The organism is Mesorhizobium sp. B2-4-7 (genome assembly GCF_006442685.1).
GTDB lineage: Bacteria > Pseudomonadota > Alphaproteobacteria > Rhizobiales > Rhizobiaceae > Mesorhizobium.
Window position 1 is genome coordinate 141,506 of record NZ_VFVH01000007.1, and the last position, 18,730, is coordinate 160,235.

16 protein-coding genes and 2 pseudogenes are annotated in these 18,730 nt (G+C 61.8%); 8 read left to right on the plus strand and 10 right to left on the minus strand.

The window, feature by feature from the left end; genetic code table 11:
• Positions 1 to 30 precede the first annotated feature (30 nt).
• Both FJ946_RS19680 and FJ946_RS19685 read left to right on the plus strand, forming a co-directional pair.
• On the plus strand, positions 31 to 2,508 hold the full coding sequence (locus FJ946_RS19680) for a phosphoketolase family protein (protein ID WP_140522954.1): 2,478 nt from the start codon (positions 31 to 33) through the stop codon (positions 2,506 to 2,508).
• Entirely contained in the window at positions 2,505 to 3,671 is a 1,167-nt protein-coding gene (locus tag FJ946_RS19685) for an acetate/propionate family kinase (RefSeq protein WP_140522952.1), read from the plus strand. Before FJ946_RS19680 ends, FJ946_RS19685 begins: the two co-directional genes overlap by 4 nt.
• A gap of 33 nt (positions 3,672 to 3,704) precedes the next feature.
• Here FJ946_RS19685 and FJ946_RS19690 read toward each other — a convergent pair whose 3' ends face one another.
• A complete protein-coding gene (locus FJ946_RS19690; protein WP_140522950.1) occupies positions 3,705 to 4,220 on the minus strand; it encodes a GNAT family N-acetyltransferase in 516 nt (171 codons plus the stop codon).
• A gap of 51 nt (positions 4,221 to 4,271) precedes the next feature.
• On the minus strand, positions 4,272 to 4,910 hold the full coding sequence (locus tag FJ946_RS19695; protein WP_140522947.1) for a helix-turn-helix domain-containing protein: 639 nt from the start codon (positions 4,908 to 4,910) through the stop codon (positions 4,272 to 4,274).
• 232 nt (positions 4,911 to 5,142) lie between these two features.
• On the opposite strand from FJ946_RS19695, the gene FJ946_RS19700 reads away from it, so the two are divergent.
• The 4 genes and pseudogenes from FJ946_RS19700 to FJ946_RS19710 form a co-directional block, all read left to right on the plus strand.
• On the plus strand, positions 5,143 to 7,710 hold the full coding sequence (locus FJ946_RS19700; protein ID WP_140565802.1) for a cation-translocating P-type ATPase: 2,568 nt from the start codon (positions 5,143 to 5,145) through the stop codon (positions 7,708 to 7,710).
• Between the two features lie 474 nt (positions 7,711 to 8,184).
• Positions 8,185 to 8,319, plus strand: a complete 135-nt coding sequence (locus tag FJ946_RS31470) for a hypothetical protein (RefSeq protein ID WP_263483449.1) — start codon at positions 8,185 to 8,187, stop codon at positions 8,317 to 8,319.
• Between the two features lie 18 nt (positions 8,320 to 8,337).
• Positions 8,338 to 9,462, plus strand: a complete 1,125-nt coding sequence (locus FJ946_RS19705; protein ID WP_224680307.1) for a cation diffusion facilitator family transporter — start codon at positions 8,338 to 8,340, stop codon at positions 9,460 to 9,462.
• 53 nt (positions 9,463 to 9,515) lie between these two features.
• Positions 9,516 to 9,674 (plus strand): annotated as a pseudogene (locus FJ946_RS19710) (MFS transporter); the annotation flags it as partial.
• 337 nt (positions 9,675 to 10,011) lie between these two features.
• On the opposite strand, the gene arcC reads toward FJ946_RS19710, so the two are convergent.
• The 6 genes from arcC to FJ946_RS19740 all read right to left on the minus strand — a co-directional run bounded on the left by arcC (position 10,012) and on the right by FJ946_RS19740 (position 15,758).
• Positions 10,012 to 10,917 carry a carbamate kinase gene (gene arcC, locus FJ946_RS19715; RefSeq protein WP_140522943.1) on the minus strand — a complete coding sequence of 302 codons (906 nt, stop codon included), beginning with the start codon at positions 10,915 to 10,917 and terminating at the stop codon, positions 10,012 to 10,014.
• A gap of 1 nt (position 10,918) precedes the next feature.
• Positions 10,919 to 11,920, minus strand: coding sequence for an ornithine carbamoyltransferase (argF, locus tag FJ946_RS19720; RefSeq protein ID WP_140522941.1), 1,002 nt, complete (start codon positions 11,918 to 11,920; stop codon positions 10,919 to 10,921).
• A gap of 17 nt (positions 11,921 to 11,937) precedes the next feature.
• Positions 11,938 to 13,152, minus strand: a complete 1,215-nt coding sequence (locus FJ946_RS19725) for an arginine deiminase (RefSeq protein ID WP_140522939.1) — start codon at positions 13,150 to 13,152, stop codon at positions 11,938 to 11,940.
• A 13-nt stretch (positions 13,153 to 13,165) separates the two neighbouring features.
• Positions 13,166 to 14,632, minus strand: a complete 1,467-nt coding sequence (gene arcD, locus FJ946_RS19730; protein WP_140522937.1) for an arginine-ornithine antiporter — start codon at positions 14,630 to 14,632, stop codon at positions 13,166 to 13,168.
• A 273-nt stretch (positions 14,633 to 14,905) separates the two neighbouring features.
• Complete coding sequence (locus FJ946_RS19735) at positions 14,906 to 15,502, minus strand: cytochrome b/b6 domain-containing protein (RefSeq protein WP_318013168.1); 597 nt, start codon at positions 15,500 to 15,502, stop codon at positions 14,906 to 14,908.
• A complete protein-coding gene (locus FJ946_RS19740; protein ID WP_140522935.1) occupies positions 15,480 to 15,758 on the minus strand; it encodes a PepSY domain-containing protein in 279 nt (92 codons plus the stop codon). Before FJ946_RS19740 ends, FJ946_RS19735 begins: the two co-directional genes overlap by 23 nt.
• 276 nt (positions 15,759 to 16,034) lie before the next feature.
• On the opposite strand from FJ946_RS19740, the gene FJ946_RS19745 reads away from it, so the two are divergent.
• Together FJ946_RS19745 and FJ946_RS19750 are read left to right on the plus strand one after the other, a co-directional pair.
• On the plus strand, positions 16,035 to 16,511 hold the full coding sequence (locus tag FJ946_RS19745) for a plastocyanin/azurin family copper-binding protein (RefSeq protein ID WP_224656351.1): 477 nt from the start codon (positions 16,035 to 16,037) through the stop codon (positions 16,509 to 16,511).
• A gap of 150 nt (positions 16,512 to 16,661) precedes the next feature.
• A pseudogene (locus FJ946_RS19750) lies at positions 16,662 to 17,643 on the plus strand (zinc-dependent alcohol dehydrogenase family protein).
• Positions 17,644 to 17,657: 14 nt separating this feature from the next.
• Here FJ946_RS19750 and FJ946_RS19755 read toward each other — a convergent pair.
• Positions 17,658 to 18,248, minus strand: a complete 591-nt coding sequence (locus tag FJ946_RS19755; RefSeq protein ID WP_140522933.1) for an NAD(P)H-dependent oxidoreductase — start codon at positions 18,246 to 18,248, stop codon at positions 17,658 to 17,660.
• A 32-nt stretch (positions 18,249 to 18,280) separates the two neighbouring features.
• Positions 18,281 to 18,667, minus strand: a complete 387-nt coding sequence (locus FJ946_RS19760) for a hypothetical protein (protein ID WP_140522931.1) — start codon at positions 18,665 to 18,667, stop codon at positions 18,281 to 18,283.
• Positions 18,668 to 18,730: the final 63 nt, after the last annotated feature.

Sequence of the window (18,730 nt, forward strand, 5' to 3'; positions counted from 1 at the left end):
TCAAGACTGTCGCCAACAACGGAGCCAGACATGACCGAGCACACGACAAATCCAGCCTCCAGTGGTGTCCTGTCCAACCGCGAGGCGTACGACATCCATGCCTATTGGCGTGCCGCCAACTATCTCACGATCGGCCAGATCTACCTGCTCGACAATCCACTGCTGCGCGAACCGTTGCGGCTGGAGCACGTCAAGCCACGCCTGCTCGGCCATTGGGGAACGTCGCCGGGGCTGAGTTTCATCTACGCCCACCTCAATCGCATGATCAGGCTCAGTGACGCGAATGTGATCTATGTCTGCGGACCTGGTCACGGCGGACCGGCAATGGTGGCGAACAGCTATCTTGAGGGCAGCTACAGTGAGCTCAATCCCGACATATCGATGGATGAGCAGGGGATGCGCAAACTTTTCCGCCAGTTCTCCTTTCCGGGCGGCATACCGAGCCACGCGGCGCCCGACGTGCCGGGCTCGATCCATGAGGGCGGCGAACTGGGCTACGCGCTTTCTCATGCCTATGGCGCGGCCTTCGACAATCCCGATCTCGTGGTCGCCTGCGTCGTCGGCGACGGAGAGGCCGAGACCGGGCCGATGGCCACCGCATGGCATTCCAACAAGTTTCTGAATCCTGAGCGCGATGGAGCGGTTCTGCCGATCCTGCATCTGAACGGCTACAAAATCGCCAATCCGACCATTCTGGCCCGTATCCCAGAAGACGAATTGCGCTCGCTGTTCGTCGGCTATGGCTATGAACCGCTGTTCGTCGAGGGGCACGAGCCGGCGCTGATGCATGAGCGCATGGCGAGCGTGCTCGACGATGCGTTCGACCGGATCCGTGCGATCCAGCAGACCGCGCGGAGCGGTTCCGCAACAGGGACTTCGCGACCAAGATGGCCGATGATCGTGCTGCGCAGCCCCAAAGGCTGGACCGGACCGAAGGAGGTCGATGGACTGAAGACCGAGAGCTTCTGGCGCTCGCACCAGGTTCCCTTGTCGGGCCTTGCGGAAAACCCGGCGCATCTCAAGCTGCTCGAGGACTGGCTGAGAAGCTACCGGCCCGAAGAACTGTTCGATGCAGCCGGCGCCCCTATTGAAGCGATCCGCGCTTCCGCCCCTGAGGGCACATGGCGCATGGGTGCCAACCCGCATGCCAATGGCGGCCTGCTGCGCAAGTCCCTCGTCCTGCCCCTAGTGCACGACCACGCGGTTGCGATCGAACGACCGGGCGCGGTGAAGACCGAATCGACACGGGCGATGGGCAAGTTCCTGCGCGCCGTCATGGAGCTGAACGAGGCGGCGCAGAACTTCCGCATCGTCGGTCCCGATGAGACGGCCTCGAACCGGCTTCAGGACGTGTTCGAGGTCACCGAGCGCGCCTGGATGGAAACGATCCTGCCCGAAGACGTTCATCTTGGCCGCGACGGCAGGGTCCTGGAGATTCTCTCGGAACACACATGCCAGGGTTGGCTCGAAGGCTACCTGCTCACCGGGCGGCACGGCTTGTTTTCCTGCTACGAGGCGTTCATTCACATTGTCGATTCCATGTTCAATCAGCATGCCAAATGGCTGGATGCCTGCCGCGACATTCCGTGGCGTCGGCCGGTGGCGTCGCTGAACTATCTGCTGTCGAGCCATGTCTGGCACCAGGAGCACAATGGCTTCAGCCATCAGGATCCAGGCTTCATCGATGTCGCTCTCAACAAGAAAGCCGATATTGTGCGGGTCTACCTGCCGCCGGATGCCAACACCTTGCTGTGCGTGACCGATCACGTGCTGCAGACATGGAACCGCATCAACGTGATCGTCGCCGGCAAGCCGCCATCGTGGCAGTGGCTTTCAATGGACAAGGCCATCGTTCATTGCGGGACGGGTATCGGCATCTGGGACTGGGCTTCGACCGACAATGGCGAGGATCCTGACGTCGTGATGGCTTGCGCCGGCGACGTCCCGACGCTCGAAACGCTGGCGGCCGTGCAGATCCTCAGGTATGCCATTCCCGAACTCAAGATCAGGGTGGTGAATGTCGTCGACCTGATGACCCTGCAACCCAAGGAGCATCACCCCCATGGGTTGTCGGACCGTGAATTCGACGCCCTGTTTACCTCGGAAAAGCCGGTGATCTTCGCCTATCACGGCTATCCCTGGACCATCCATCGCCTGACTTACCGGCGCACCAATCACGACAACATCCATGTGCGCGGCTACAATGAGGAAGGCACGACGACAACGCCATTCGACATGACGGTGCTCAATGGCCTGGATCGATACCATCTCGTCCAGAGCGTCCTTGAGCGGCTGCCAAAGGGCAAGGGCGCCAATATCGGGCAGGTGCAGGAGATGGAAGGCAAACTGATTGAGCATCGGGCCTATATCCGTGCTCATGGTCAGGATATGCCGGAGATCCTTGGCTGGAAATGGGAGCAGGGCATGGATGCGGCGCCAGACTTGCCCAATAAGCCGACGAGCGGGTTTCGGCGCACCACCGGGCCGAGAATGCGGACGGCTTCATGAGTGATGCGTTCCTTGTCCTGAACAGCGGGTCATCGAGCTTGAAATTCGCGGTGTTCGAGGCAAGCGCCGAGCTTTCCGAGCTGCTGCGCGGCAGTATTTCGTCGCTCGCACGGCATCCGCGCCTGCACGTCGCGGCCGCGGCCGGATCCCCCGAGATCGACATCAGCCTGGGCGAAAAATCGATCGATGTTGCCAAAGCCTTCTCAACGGTCGCTGCGCTGCTCGCCGATCGCAACCTTCTTGGCCGCATCAACAGGGTCGGGCATAGGATCGTCCATGGCGGGCGCGACTTCACCCAAGCGACGCTGCTCGACACGGACGCGCTCGAGGCACTACAGCTGCTGGAGCCGCTGGCGCCCATCCATCAAAGGATCAATCTCGAGATCGTTGCCCGGGCTGCAGAGCTCCTCCCGCGGGCGCGTCAGGTCGGATGCTTCGACACTGCGTTTCATGCGAGCCGGCCAGCACTTGTCAAGATCTACGGGCTGCCGCGCGCGATGACCGAGGCGGGCATCGTTTCCTATGGTTTTCACGGCCTGTCCTACAGCCATATCGCTGCGAAGCTGCGCGAGCGCTACGGTGCGGCCGCCGGCGGTCGGGTGATCGTCGCCCATCTCGGCAGCGGCGCCAGCCTCTGCGCGATGAAGGCTGGACGCAGTGTCGCCACGACGATGGGGTTCTCGACGCTTGACGGCCTCGTCATGAGCACCCGCTGCGGCGTGCTGGACCCGGGCGTCATCCTGTATTTGCTGCAGGAGAGGAGGCTGTCGAGCGAAGACCTGGCCAGCCTTCTCTACGAACGTTCGGGCCTGCTGGGCGTCTCCGGCATTTCTGGAGACATGCAGGTTCTGCTGGGCGCAAAAGAGCCTTCGGCCGTTCAAGCCGTCGACCTATTTGTTTATCGTGTCGGACGTGAAATCGGCTCGCTTGCCGCCGCGCTTGGCGGGCTCGACACGCTGGTGTTCACCGCTGGCATCGGCGAACACGCGCCACTGATCCGGCACAGGATCTGCGAAGCAGCTGCGTGGCTTGGCGTCGAGCTCGATGAGCATTTGAACCAGAAAGGTGCGGAGAGTGTCAGCGCGCCAAATTCGCGCGTCGACATTCTCGTCATTCCGGCCGGTGAGGAACAGGCCGTTGCCCGCGAGACGCTGGCATTCTGAGCGGTCTGTCTGCCGCTGGAACCGCGTGCCCAGCTACTTCGGCAACTTGGCCCCTCGCTTGCGTTGCACCAGCACGAGGGTTGCGTCATCCGGATCCGTCGTGACGGTGAAGCCCATCTCGCGCTCAAGCTCGATTGCCGCACGGTTTTCCCGGTGTTCGATCGACTCGATGGTTTCGAGACCGAGCTCATCCGCGTAGCGCGCAATGTGGGCGAGCAATTCCCAGCTGACGCCCAGTTGCTTGCGGTCATCGCGAATGCAGACAGCGACCTCGCCACGCCGGTCGGCCGGATCGCTGGCCAGTGTCGCCACCGCGATCAGCATTCCGTCTGGTGCGAATGCAAGAAAATTATGGATGTGCGCATCATCGGACCGCGTCATTGCCACCAGCCGTTCGTGCGAAACTTCCCGCACGGCGCCGAGAAAGCGGAAGCGCAGATCTTCAGGGGTCACATGGGTGAAAAACTCAGCCAGTGCCGGCTCGTCCTCGGGGCGCGCGCCGCGCACTTGGAAACAGAATCCCGTGTGGGTGGTGAGCGTCTTGTTCATCGTCTCAAATCCTTGGGTGTTGTCTGGCGTCGTCGCAGCGGCGAGGGTGGGTTATTCACCCATGTCCAAAAGCACGTCCTGCTTGAGGATTTCGATGCTGCGCAAACCGAGCAGGCGAATGACGCCTTTGTCCTTCAGTCGGGTGAAGACCCGCGACACCGTCTCGATGGTGAGGCCGAGATAGTCGCCAATATCCAGTCGCGACATCGGCAAGTCGACCTGGCGCAAGCCGCCCTGCCGTTCCGTCATGTCGACTAGGAACGCTGCGACCCGTTCGATGGCGTTCTGGCGGCCAAGGACCAGCAGATGTTCCTGAGCTCTGATCAAGCCCTTGAGCGCAAGCGGCAGCAACTGGCGGGACATGTCCGCGGCCGCAGCGATCCGGACAACGCGGATACCGGTCGCGTTGATGGCCTCGGCGAAGAAATGATGGGTGGCCTCGGCCTCGAAGCCGAAAGTCTCTCCGGCCATGTGGAAGGCGCTGATCTGCCGGCGGCCGTCGGCGAGCAGCCGGTAGACACGCACCGCGCCGAATTCGACCTGGTAAAGGGGTCCTGCCTTTTCGCCTTGGGCGTAGATCTCCGTGCCAGCCGGGAAGAAGCTGACCGGTTGCGCCATAGCCCCATCGAGGAGAGCGAAAGGGCTCGGCTGCGTTGGCAGTTCAATCTTGGCGATCTGTTGAGCGTACATGGCTGTGTTCCCGGTTGATCCGTAACACAGCAATCGCGCGAATCCGCAGATCGCGAAATTCGGTTATGTCCCTAAGGGAAACCACCTAATCCGTTCAGGCTGGCCCGTTGCATCGGCGAATGGCCATCCAGAACCGGGTGTCCGTTCGGCATTTGAACGATAGCCTTTGCGGTAGGTCAAGGCCCGCTCTATTCACCTGATTAAAGATGTTGGGAACGAGGGAAACACCCAAATGTCCCAATCCACCCGACCCACTATCGCTTTGTCTGGTCTCAGCGAGGTCGAGGCACAAGCCAGGCTCGCCCTCAATGGTTTCAACGAACTGCCCAGATCGAACCGGCGGACGCCGCTGCGGATTGCCTTCGAAGTCGTGCGCGAACCGATGCTGGCCCTTCTGTTGGGCGGAGGTGCCGTTTACCTGCTGCTTGGGGATCTGCATGAGGCGTTGATCCTGGCTGCTTTTGCCACCTTGTCGGTGGGGATAACCATCGTACAGGAAGCGCGGACAGAACGCGTTCTGGAGGCGTTGCGCGACCTGACAAGCCCGCGTGCCCTGGTGATACGCGACGGTGAACGTAGGCGCATTGCAGGGCGCGAGGTCGTGCGCGGCGATCTGGTGGTGCTGGGCGAGGGCGATCGGGTGCCGGCCGACGTCTTGCTGATCCAAAGCCTGGATCTCCAGACCGATGAATCGCTGCTGACCGGTGAGTCGGTTCCGGTGCGCAAGTTTGCAGCCAAGGATGGCGACCCGCCAGCCGAACGCCGCCCAGGCGGCGACGACCTGCCTTTCGCATTTTCCGGATCACTCGTGGTGCGCGGTTCGGGCATTGGCGAAGTTCTGGCAACCGGGCCGCTGAGCCAAATCGGTGCGATCGGCCAATCGCTCAGCATTATGGAGACCGAAGCACCCCGCTTGCAGCGACAGACGAAACGTCTTGTCGGCATCTTCGCACTGGTCGGTGGTGCGGTCAGCGTTCTGGCGGTCGTGCTTTATGGCGTTTTGCGGGGCGGGTGGCTCGACGCGGTCCTTGCTGGCATCGCGCTGGGCATGTCGATGCTGCCCGAGGAATTCCCGATGGTGTTGACCATCTTCATGGCCATGGGCGCCTGGCGCATCTCGCAGGCGCGCGTGCTCACCCGTCGTGCGGCGGCGATCGAAACGCTTGGCTCGGCGACAGTTCTCTGCACCGACAAGACCGGAACGTTGACCGAAAACCGCATGACAATCGCGGAGCTGAGAACGCCTGACGGCAAACGGTTCCGGTTACCGGACAACATGAATGCCGGGATGCCGGCGGCCTTTGGCGAGCTGGTCGAGCTTGGTGTGCTCGCCAGCGCCGAAATTCCTTTTGATCCGATGGAAAAGGCATTTCACACCCTTTCGCAGGAGCGATCACCCAGTCGCAAGGATCTGGACAGTGTTGATCGGAAACTTGTCCGCGCCTATGGGTTGCGTCCCGAGCTGCTGGCCATGTCGAATGCTTGGCGATCACCGGCTGACGGCAGCGACTGTCTGGTCGCCGCCAAGGGCTCGCCGGAGGCCATAGCGGCACTCTGTCGTCTGAGCGCGGAGCGCTTCGCTTCGATCAAGGCTTCCGTGGACGCCATGGCGACCGAAGGACTGCGCGTCCTCGGGGTGGCCCGAGCCAGTCATTGTGCTGGTGAACTGCCAGAAAGGCAGACAGGCTTCGATTTCGAGTTCATGGGCCTCGTCGGGCTGGCTGACCCCCTCCGCCCGGAGGTTCCGGATGCCGTGAACAACTGCCGGTCCGCTGGAATCAGAGTGGTCATGATCACGGGGGATTATCCGGCGACCGCCAGAGCAATAGCCAGTCAGGCTGGGCTCGATTTCAACGACGTCGTGACCGGTGAAACGCTCAAGACAATGGACGATGCGGCACTTTGCGCGCGCGTCAAGACCGCCACAGTGTTCGCGCGGATCACGCCCGAGCAGAAACTGGCGATCGTCAGAGCGTTGAAGGCCAATGGCGAGATCGTCGGCATGACAGGAGACGGCGTCAACGACGCCCCCTCGCTGAAAGCGGCCAACATCGGCATTGCCATGGGAGGTCGCGGCACCGACGTCGCGCGCGAGGCTTCATCCATTGTCCTTCTCGACGACGACTTCGGGTCGATCGTCAAAGCCATACGGCTGGGCCGCCGCATCTACGACAATTTGCGCAAGGCCATGGGCTTCATTCTTGCCGTGCATGTGCCGATCGCTGGGCTGGCCCTTCTTCCTCTGCTGTTTGGCCTGCCCATTCTGTTCGGACCGATGCACATAGCCTTTCTGGAAATGGTGATCGATCCGGTGTGTTCCTTGGTCTTTGAAGCCGAGACCGAGGAAGATGACGTCATGAATCGCCCTCCACGAGATCCGCAAGCATCGCTCTTTTCGCGCTCGCTCATAGCCTGGAGCGTTGTGCAGGGCCTGCTGGCGTTCGCACTTGTCGCAAGCATCTTCCTTTTTGCCTTCCACTGGGGAATGCCGGAGAACGAAATTCGCGCCTTGACGTTTTTTTCGCTGGTCCTCTCGATCGTCGGCCTGATCTTCGTCAACCGTACGTTCGGCGACTCGCTGCTGATTGCGTTGTTCCGGCCCAATCGATCGCTTGCTCTTGTCGTCGTGGTGGTTGCTGCAGCGCTGGGCGGGACACTTCTCTGGCCATTCGCCAGTGGTCTCTTCCAGTTCGGACCGCTGCACCTTGACGACCTCTCGATGACGCTGGCGGCAGGAGCCGCAGTGCTGGTCTGCCTTGAGTTCCTGAAGCATTTCTGGAGAGGGTGGTTAAAAGCCTGACCGCGCCATTGGTGCTGACCCTGCGGGTTTCACCAAGCCGCGCTAACCTTGCCTACGAGATGGTTGGGTACAAATCCGCCGGTTTAGGAGGCGTTTTGACGCCGCCGCCGTCACCTTGTCTTGGCCGTTCTGGCCTCGGGTTCGCAAGATGCCGTAGAGCGTTTGCAGGATCCGTTCGACCTCCGTGTGGCTCACCCAGGTTTCCGGATGCTCGGCGGCTACGCCCTCGCCCCCGGCGTTCTCCTGGTTGCGCTGGCAATCACCGCGTTACGCGCGCGCCATGCGATCGCGGTGGCCGGCGTTCTGATCGGAGGAGCGTCGTCCATCGGCTTGATGTCGGCGGTCAACTTCACAATCGGCTCCGACTTTAGGTGGCCACTCTTCGCCCGCGACTGGTCTGGGCCGTCAGCCTCATCGTCTATGGGCTCGAAAGCTCCCGCAACGACAATCGCTGACAAATAAGGAACCCACCCCATGAACACCAACAACGTGCACCGCATGTTCGATCCCCCGACCGGGTCCGAACCAGAACCGAAGGCCGAGGCAGGCGGATTTTGGACTTCGAAGGCCGGTCTGGTCACGATCGCTTTCCTGCTGATCGCCGCTTAGCGGAGCGTGATCTCCGATATGCTCGATAGCCTTATGTCGGAACGGCAAGGCTGCGGTCGACACGAATGGCAGCAACTGGCGAAATGGCGGGTGGACAACAGTGGACGACATTTGTTGGGAGAGGGGTTTCGACGGACCTTCACCTACGGCCTTGGCCGGGTCGAGGATCTGGCCGGCATCATCATCGTCCTGATTATCCTCTTCAGTGCCATCGTCGCCGGCTATGAGGCGATCGACAGGTTGATCCATCCCCAAGCCATCAGCTTCCTCGGCTGGGTTGCCGCCGCCGGCCTGGTCGGTTTCCTGGGCAATGAGGCTGTCGCGGTATTCCGCATCCGCGTCGGCCGCGAGATAAACAGCGCGGCCCTGATCGCCGACGGCTATCACGCCCGCACCGATGGCTTCACCAGCCTTGCGGTGGTGCTTGGCGCGGCCGGCGTCTGGCTAGGCTTCCCGCTCGCGGACCCGATCATCGGCCTTTTGATCACTGTGGCTATCCTCGCCATCGTCTGGCAGTCCTCAAAGGCGGTGCTGACACGCATGCTGGATGGCGTCGAGCCGGGCATCGTCGAGGAAATCCATCATGCGGCTGAACATGTGGGGGGCATCCAACGGGTCGCCCAGGTGCGGGCGCGCTGGATAGGCCACAGGCTGCACGCCGATATCGCCATCAAGGTGGCCGAGACAGCGAGCGCAAAGGATGTGGTCGGCATCGCGGAGGCTTTGAGAGGGGAGCTGTTCGACCACCTGCCGGCGCTCTCGGAGGCGAACATCCGTCTGGAAGGCGAAGTCGGATCCGTGGCGGGCGGTTCGGCCCACGCCGATCATGCGCCGGAGCCTTTCAAGGTCGTCAGCGACCTGGCAACGGGAACGCTCGAAATCGTCGATACGCCCGCTGGCGAGCGCTTCCGTCTCACCATCGACAGCCATGCCGACGATCTAGGGGCGACCGTGATCATCGACCGGTCCGAAGATCCCGAGACGCTTTCGCTCGGGCCTGTCGCCGGCAATCACCACCGTCGTGAAAGCAGCGTCGCCCCCGCCGAGCCGCACGAGTTCGAGGCGAGGCTGATCCTGACCTCAAAGGGCAAGCAACAGGTCCTGCCGTTCAAGATGGTTGAGCCGGAAGGCCACAAACACTGATCCTACTACTGGCGTGGCACCTTACGCCGCCCAAGCATCCCGAGAAGATAATCATGCTGGAAGTTCTCGCCGATCGCACCTATCGGCATCTGTTCATGGCGCAGGTCATCGCGCTCATCGGCACCGGCCTCGCCACTGTCGCGCTCGGGCTTCTCGCCTATGATCTTGCCGGCGCAGATGCGGGCGCGGTGCTCGGCACTGCGCTCGCCATCGACTGCTCCCACAAACTGCGCGGCCAGCTCGGCGCCTTCCGGAGCCATTGTCACCGGCAGCGGAGCTTCGGCCGCGCAAAAAGCCTATCAACCGGGCGAGGTCGATACCTACCCTGGCAATGGGCTCGATCGGACCGTCAATGTCCACGTTCAAGCGAATGGATTTGTAGCTCATCCGCCGGCGCCCCGTTCGCGTTTCCAGGAGCAACCTAACGTGCGACGCGGCTTGCCTTGACGGCGATCAAGCGATGCGCATGACGATGAATTTTAGAGGTACTGGGATCTCAGCGAGCAACCCGGCTGGAAAAATGCTCGAAGGCCTTGAAGGCCGGACGGCTCAGGGGGCGAACAGGGTGCCTCGCTCGCCTTTGACGATTTCAACGGCGTCCTTGAGTTGGCCTATCGCTGAAGGATTGCCAGTCGCTTGCGCGAATTCGACCGCAGCTTCGATCTTTGGCCCCATCGATCCCACTGCAAAATTCCGCCCTGATATTTCCGTTGACCGCACTTGACGAAGCGCGCGAGCGCCCGGCGTGCCGTAGCCTTCATAAACGGCGTCGACATCGGTCAGCATGAGCAGCATGTCGGCTCTCAGCTGTCGGGCGAGAAGTGCGCTTGCCAGGTCCTTATCGATGACTGCCTCCACACCGCAAAGACTGCCGTCCTCCCTTGCTATCACAGGAACACCGCCGCCACCGGTGCAGATGACGATCACGCCGCGCTCGACCAGGAACGCGATTACCGATGCTTCCAGGATTGCCAGGGGCCTGGGCGAAGGCACGACGCGGCGCCACTTGTCGCCATCTGGCGCGATCTGCCAATCGCGCTCGCTGGCAAGCCTGCGTGCGGTTGTCTCATCGTAGACAGGGCCGATAGGCTTCGTTGGATGAGCGAAGGCCGGATCCTGCGGATCGACCCTCACCTGCGTCAGCAGCGTCGCAAAAAGCCTCTCCTTAAGGAGGTTGCAGAGCTCCTGCTCAATGACGTAGCCGATCATCCCCGCGCTCTCGGCGCCAAGCACGTCGAGTGGAAATGTGCGACCGTCCGCAGTTGTCGCTGCCTGCAGGGCCAACAGTCCCACCTGCGGACCGTTGCCGTGCGTGACGACAATCGAGTGCCCTGTGTTGACCAGCTTCGCCAACACAGCGGCAGCGCGCACGATGTTGGCGCGCTGGTTTTCGGCCGTCATCGGTTCGCCGCGTCGCAGTAGCGCGTTTCCGCCAAGTGCAACGACGATCAGCATCTCAGTTACCGATCGTGGCGACGAGGAGCGCCTTGATTGTATGCATGCGATTTTCGGCCTGATCAAAAACGATGGAGGCAGCAGACTCGAACACCTGGTGGGTGACCTCCATGCAATCGATGCCATATTCCTTCGCAACGAAGGCACCGATCTCGGTATCCGTGTCATGGAACGCCGGCAGGCAATGCATGAATTTGACGTGGGGGTTGCCGGCGGCAGCCATTACCTCGCCGGTCACGCGGTAGGGTGTCAAAAGACGAATACGCTCGGCCCAGCCGGATTTGTCCTCGCCCATTGACATCCACACGTCGGTGTAAATGAAATCGGCATCCTGGACGCAACCCGTCACATTCTCGTCGAGCCGGAAGCGGCCGCCGCTTTGTGCTGCGAGCTCTCCGACATGGCCGCAAAATACCTCATCCGGCCAGAGCTCCCTTGGCGAGGCGATGCGCATGTCGATACCGACCTTGGCTGCGCCTAGTGCCAGCGACAGCGCGACGTTGTCGCGCCCTTCGCCGACGAAGGTGACGGTCATGTCCGAAAGATGCTTGTGCGTGTATTCGCGCATGGTCATGAGGTCGGCGAGGATCTGTGTTGGATGCGCCTCGTTGGTGAGGCCGTTGTAGACGGGCACGCCGGCATGCGCGGCAAGCAATTCCGCCTGGTGCTGGCCAAAGCCGCGATATTCGATCGCATCGTACATGCGACCGAGCACGCGCGCCGTGTCCTTCATCGATTCCTTGTGGCCAATATGGCTGCCGCTGGGACCAAAGTAAGTCACGTGTGCGCCCTGGTCGTAGGCCGCGACTTCGAACCCTGTGCGCGTGCGAGTCGAGTCCTTCTCGAAGATCAGTGCGATGTTTTTCCTGACCAGACGCGGGATCTCATGCCCGGCGAGTTTGGCCGCCTTGAGGTCCGCGGCAAGCTTAAGAAGAAAGCGGATTTCATCGGCGGTGAGATCGTCCAGCGTCAGGACGGAGCGGCCGTGAAGATTGGTCGACATCCAGAATTCCTTTCACGTCAGATTGCGTCGCGGACCACCGGACAGGTCATGCAATGGCCACCGCCGCGGCCGCGGCTGAGTTCAGCCCCCTCGACGGTGATCACTTCGATGCCCGCGCGGCGCAGAAGCGTGTTGGTGTAGACGTTGCGGTCATAACCGACCACCACGCCGGGTTCGACCGCAACGACATTGTTGCCATCATCCCATTGTTCGCGTTCGGCCTCGTAGCGGTCGCCACCGGTGGCGATGATTCGGAGCGTTTTCAGCCCAAGCGCTTCGGCAATGACAGCCGTGAATGGTTTTGCCTCATCCGTGACCTCGACCGCCGCCTCGCCATCGCCCGGCCGCAGCGAGAAGGAGCGCAAGCGGTCGACCACCGGTGGATACAAGGTCACAAGATCGCGATCGCAGAAGGTGAAGACGGTGTCGAGATGCATGAAACTGCGGTCGCGTGGCATCAAGGCGGCAATCACGCGTGTTGCCTCACCGGCTGCGAACAGCTTGCGGGCCAGGTCGCCAACGGCTTGCGGCGTGGTGCGCTCCCCCATGCCGACGAGAACAGTCCCGCCACCGATCGGCATAACGTCGCCGCCTTCGAGGCTCGTGCCTGTGCCTAGGTCCGGCGACACGAAAGGTATGCCGCTGTCGCGAAAGCGAGGATGGAAGCGGTAGACGGCCTCGACGTTGGCGGCTTCAGGGCGCCGCGCAGCCCAGTACATGGAATTGACCGAGACTGAGCCGTAGATCCAGCAGGAACTGTCGCGGGTGAACAGCTGGTTCGGAAGCGGCGGCAGCACGAAATCTTGGGGGGCGAGCGTCCTCCCGGTCAGACCTTTGGGTTCGAAAGGAAGCTCCGCCCTGGCAACCCCGCCGACGAGGAAGGACGAAAGCTGCGCCGACGGCATATCATCGAGCCATCCGCGCAGCTCATTGACCATGTCGAGACCGACGACCCCGGGGTGGACCCTGCGGTCGAGAAGCCACTCGCGGGCCTTGGCCAGGCTCATCGTCTCAGCCAGGAGCTCTCCGAAGGAATGGACCACGACGCCGCGTTCACGCAATGCATCGACGAAGACATCGTGCTCCTGGCGGGCGCGCTTGACCCATAGCACGTCATCGAAAAGCAGCGCCTTGCAGTTCTCCGGCGTCAGCCTGCGCAGGCTGAGGTCCGGACGATGGACCATAACCTCGCGCAGACGGCCGACTTCGGAGTGAACACCCAGGCTTGTCATCGAACCGATCCCTTCAAAGCGGGCTGACGGCGCCGGTCCACATCTCGTAAACGGCGAGGATGGCGACGGCGACGAGAGCTGCGGCGAGCGCTGCTTCGGCAGGGTGGAACACACGCTGGTTGGTTTCGCGGCGCGCCCAGATGTAGAAGATGATGCCGGGCGCATAGAGGATCGCGCACATGAACAGGTAGGCGGGTCCCGCCGCATAGACGAGCCACAGTCCGTAGACCGTGGCCAGCAATCCGGCAAAAAGAGCCCCGACGCGCTGCTCGCCATTCCCGTAACTCTCGTCGGTCAGCGCGAGCTTGGCTGCGTAAGCTCCGGAAAAAATGTAGGGAACCAGGATCGCGGCCGACGCGATGTAGAACAGCGCTTGATAGGTGCTTTGGGCGAAGAGCGTGATCACCAGGAATGCCTGGACGAGCAGGTTGGTGATCAGCAGCGAGGTCGATGGCACACCGCGTTCGCTCTCCCAGCCGAAGAACTTCGGCATTGTGCCGTCCTTGGCGGCGACATGCGGAATTTCAGCCGCAAGCAGCGTCCAGCTCAGGAAGGCGCCGACCACCGACACCACGAGCGCGATGTTGATGAGGCTAGCGCCCCACGGGCCGACAACGGCTTCTAGCACACCGGCCATGGAGGGGTTCTTCAGGCCGGCGAGTTCGGGTTGACTGAGGACGCCGAGTGACAGCAGCGACACCAGGGCGTAGAGCGCGAGGCATGTGAAGAAGCCAAGAACCGTCGCGGTGGCGATGTCCTTGCGGCGCTCCGCACGGCCAGAAAAGACGCTGGCGCCCTCGATGCCGATAAACACCCACAACGTCACCAGCATCGTGCTCTTCACCTGTGCGGTGATCGAGCCGAGACTGGCGTTGCCGAGACCGGTAAAGTCGAGGGACCAGACCTGAAGCTTGAAGGCAACGGCAACAACGCCAACGAACAGGACGATCGGAGCGATCTTTGCCGCGGTGACTATGAGGTTGACGACCGCGGCCTGCCGGATGCCGGCGAGAACCAGGATGTGGATCAGCCACAGCAGGACCGATGCGCCGAGCACCGCCTGCCAGGTGTTTCCGTCACCGAAGGCCGGAAAGAAATAGGACAGGGCGCTGAACACGATCACAGCATAGGAGACGTTGCCGACCCAGGCACTGATCCAGTAGCCCCAGGCGCTGTTAAAGCCGATGAAGGGACCAAAGCCGGCCTTGGCGTAAGCATAGGGACCGGCGTCGAGCTCGGGCTTGCGGGTCGCAAGCGATTGATAGACGAAGACCAGCGCCAGCATGCCGAACGCGGTGATACCCCAGCCAATCAGAATTGCGAGGGGACCAGCGCCTGCCGCCATGTTCTGCGGCAGGCTGAAGACGCCGGACCCGACCATCGAGCCGATGACCAAGGCGGTCAACGACCCCAATCGAAGTTTCGCAGGCGCCAAGGTACCGACTTGCGGAACCGGGATGTTGAAATCAGCCGTAGTCATGATGCTCTCCCCACTTTTGAAAGCTCTGATGGGAGGCAATAAACAGGAAGGCAGGACCGGCAGCTTTGATGCGGGTCAATAAGCGGTTGCTGAATAAAAAGAGTGGCGTTGGTGTTCCGGTTTCTGGGTCGCCGCACCAATGCCTGCTCTTATATTATCCGCTCCGCCCATGTCGCATCGCGCGCTTCCAGGGCCATGTTGAACAAGGAGCGACCGACACGCGCCCCCGATATCGGCCGGGGCGCAAATCGAATTTGGCCCATTGGCAGGTCGTCAGGCGATGTCCGCCGACTCGGCTTTGCGTTTTCGCCCGGTGATCATGGCCCGTACCAGGTTTTCGCGATGGCGAAAGCTTGCCAGCGCGACGCCGCCTATATGGAAGAGGACCAGCACAAGTAAGCCGTGCGCGCTCAGGCTGTGCGCCGTTTCAACCCGCGACACGCCGAAATAGGCGTCCGTAGTCATCAGCCAGCCGGTCAGTGCGGTTGACCCCATCGCAGCCATCAGCGCGACCACCATTGCGCCGCCGGCCGGGTTGTGGCCGATGTAGCGGGCTTCGCGACCGCTCGGTATTGCAGAGAGATAGCGCAGCACCGTCGCCGGGTCTCGCACGAATTGAGTGAACCGCGCATAGGGCGTGCCCACAACGCCCCACAGGAGCCGCATCACGACCAGGGCGGCGGCGGCGTAACCTGCCAAATGGTGCAAGACCTCGGAGGAATGGGAGGTGAACCAGGCCGTTACGAAGCTGAGCACCAGCGCCCAGTGGAAACTCCGTACGACCAGGTCCCAGACGCGCACCATCTGCGAAGATGGCTGCACGTCCGCAGTGGCTGAAACACGCAGATCAGTTTTCGCCGGCTTCGGCATTGTCGAGCTTTTCAAGGGTTTCGGCATTGTAGGCCAGGTTGACTTTCTTGCCGGCCTTGTCGACCGCGTAGACTTCGTAGCAACCCTTCTCGACCTTGATCTGGCGCACGGTGAGGCCTTGGCCGGTCAATTGCGCCTCGAGCGTTGCCTTGGGCTTGAACTGTGATTTCGGGGCGGTGCTGCAGCTGTCGCCGGCGGCGAGCGCCGGTCCTGCAATCATGCCAGCGAGAGCGGCGAGGACGAGTGTGCGATACATGATGGCTCCATTCGGGAGTTGGGCGCCGATTTTGCGCCTGCGGGTGGATTTCGATCGGTCTGTCAGACGGCCTTTTCGCCGTCATTGGTTCCGAAATAACCACTTCAACCTGACAACTGGCTGACAGTTTGGTCGGGCCGCAGATCGGGCTCGCATCGGTCGGTTTGATCTGGCGCAACGACCGCGGGTGTGCTGCGAGCATGATGACCGCCAGGATGTAGAGCGCTTCTGCTGCCGTCCTGAAAGAGGAATACCGTGGAAACCATATCGAGGAGAGTGGCGCTCGGGCTTGCGGCCGCAATGCTGATGGCAAGCAGTGCGGGCGTTGCGCGGACTGCCGAGCTTGTTCAGGTCTCGCTTTCGGACAAGGGCGCGAGTACGGAGATGCCGATGGCTCTTGCTTATGCAACGCCAGGACGCGATCTCTCGAAGGCCACCATGGGCATCAAGGCGTCCCCCGGAGCCGTGAAGGCCGGGGAGGTCACATTCAAAGTGAAGAATGACTCCAAGGACACCGTTCACGAAATGATCGTGATGTACCTTGCCGATCCCGGCAAGCCGCTTCCCTATGTTGAGGCCGAGAACCGGGTCGACGAAGACAAGGCGGGCGACAAGGGCGAGGTTTCGGAGCTCGATCCCGGCAAATCGGGCACATTGACCGTCGACCTGAAGGCTGGAAAATACCTGCTTATCTGCAACGTGCCAGGTCATTTTGGCGCCGGCATGTGGACCGAGTTCACCGTCGGTCCATGAACCCCCAAAACAGAGCAGCGCTAGGAGCCTGCGACTTGTCGCCGTTTTCGAAAGGTTGCCCGGATCGCATCCCATCGCCTGGTGCCGGGAATAGCGGAGGAGTTGATCGTAATCGGCTTCGTTTGTTTGCGGGGCAACATGGAGCGCGTCATAAGAGCAATGGTGCTCGAAAGCATAGGCACTCCCTTGAAACTGGTCGAAGATTCGACCCCTTACCGGGGATGGGTGAGATCAGGTTGAAGGTCGAGGCATGCGCTATCTGTCGGACCGATCTCACGTCATAGATGGCGATCTGCATCACCCAAAATTGCCGCTCGTTCCCGGTCACGAAATCGTCGGCATCGTCGATGCCGTGGGCAAGGGGGTGGCGCCTTCCAGGATCGGGCAGAGAGTCGGTGTGCCATGGCTTGGGCATACTTGCGGGCGTTGTCCCTACTGCGCCACAGGACATGAAAATCTTTGCGATCAGCCAGATTTCACGGGCTACACGCGCGATGGCGGCTTTGCCAGCCATGTCATTGCCGACGCGCAATTCGCCTTCGATCTGGACCGGGATGCCGACCCCGTATCGCTGGCACCCTTGCTTTGCGCCGGCCTGATCGGCTGGCGATGCCTGAAGAAGGCCGGCGACGGCAAGCGGCTCGGGATTTACGGCTTCGGCGCCGCCGCGCACATCGTCGCTCAGATCGCGATCTGGCAAGGCCGTGAGATTTTCGCTGTCACCCGGCCCGGTGACGAGCAAGCACAGGATTTCGCGCGCTCGCTTGGAGCGACCTGGGCGGGCGGTTCGGATCAACTTCCGCCCGGGCAACTCGATGCCGCGATCATCTTTGCTCCTGTGGGTGACTTGGTGCCGATCGCGCTTGGTGCCGTCCGCAAGGGCGGCCGGGTGGTTTGCGGCGGCATCCCTATGAGTGACATTCAGGCGATGGCCTACGAGTTGCTCTGGGAAGAGCGCGAACTGGTGTCGGTGGCAAACCTGACGCGCCGCGATGCCGAAGAGTTTTTCCCCATTGCCAAGCGTGCGCAGGCACGCACCCACACCAAGGTCTACTCACTGGAACAGGCCAATCAGGCACTGGACGATCTGAGGCAAGGCAGATTGAGCGGCGCCGCCGTCCTGGTACCGTGATTGGCGGTTGAGGATTATCTGGCCCGCTCGCCAAGATTTCGGATCTGGCTGATCCACTTCGCGCGGGTCGCATCGCTGGCGCCGGCGACCATGCCGAACAACGTCTCGCGCACCGGACTGATACCGACAAAATGCAGGATGCTTCGCTTCATGCCGGCGATGCCGTGTCCCAGGAACCATAGCCGGTAAAGAACGGAAGGCATACCCATCGTCACCACAACGCGCGCGGAGCGGCCGCGAAGCAGTGTCTTGGTAAAGCTGCCGCCCTTGTCCGGATAGGCAAAGGCCGTCCCCGGCCGCATGACCTGTTCCAGAAATGCCTTGAGCATGGCCGGCATGGTCCCAAGCCACAGCGGAAAAACAAAGACAATGTGCTCCGCCCAGACGATCGCTTCGGCTGCGTCCTTCAGTTCATCGGGAATTGAACCGTGCTCGAACTCCTGCATTGTCCGCAGCATCGGGAAATCGATCGCCGCCAGGTCGACCCGGCGGACGGCGTGCCCCGCCTTCTCCGCGCCCTCGCCATAGGCCCTGGCGAGACCGCGGCAGAGCCGGTCCGGGGACGGATCGGGATGGCCGACCACAATCAAGATGCGTCGCGACATGGTCTACTCCAGGGGAGCCTTGCGTCGCCGCGTCAGGGCCGCTCGACCCTCGCCACCTGGTACGTGTGCATGGCGCCGTTGCGCTCGATCGACACATACTCGCCGGTCACGAACCGTTCGTCGCCGAGACGAAAGCCGATCTCGTCGTCGCGGTCGCCGTCGGCATAGTCGAAGAACCAATGTCCGCCGGGCTTGCGCCTCAGCCGACCGACCAGATCCTCCTCGCCAGTGCGAAATCGGCGAACGCGGCACGAGGCCTTGTGCGATTTCCACTCTTGCGCATCGATCCGGCCTTCGCCGGTCAACGGAGCGAGCACGTCATAGCCCTCTTCGCGGTCGCCTTCCGGATGACCTTTCTCACGGGCGAGCAGCAGCCGGACGTTGCGGAATTTCGGGGTGAGGTCCTTCACACTGGTCATGGCGAACTCCTTCTACGGAGTTTCATAGAGCGGTGGCGGGACCTAGCTCTTGATCCGTATCAA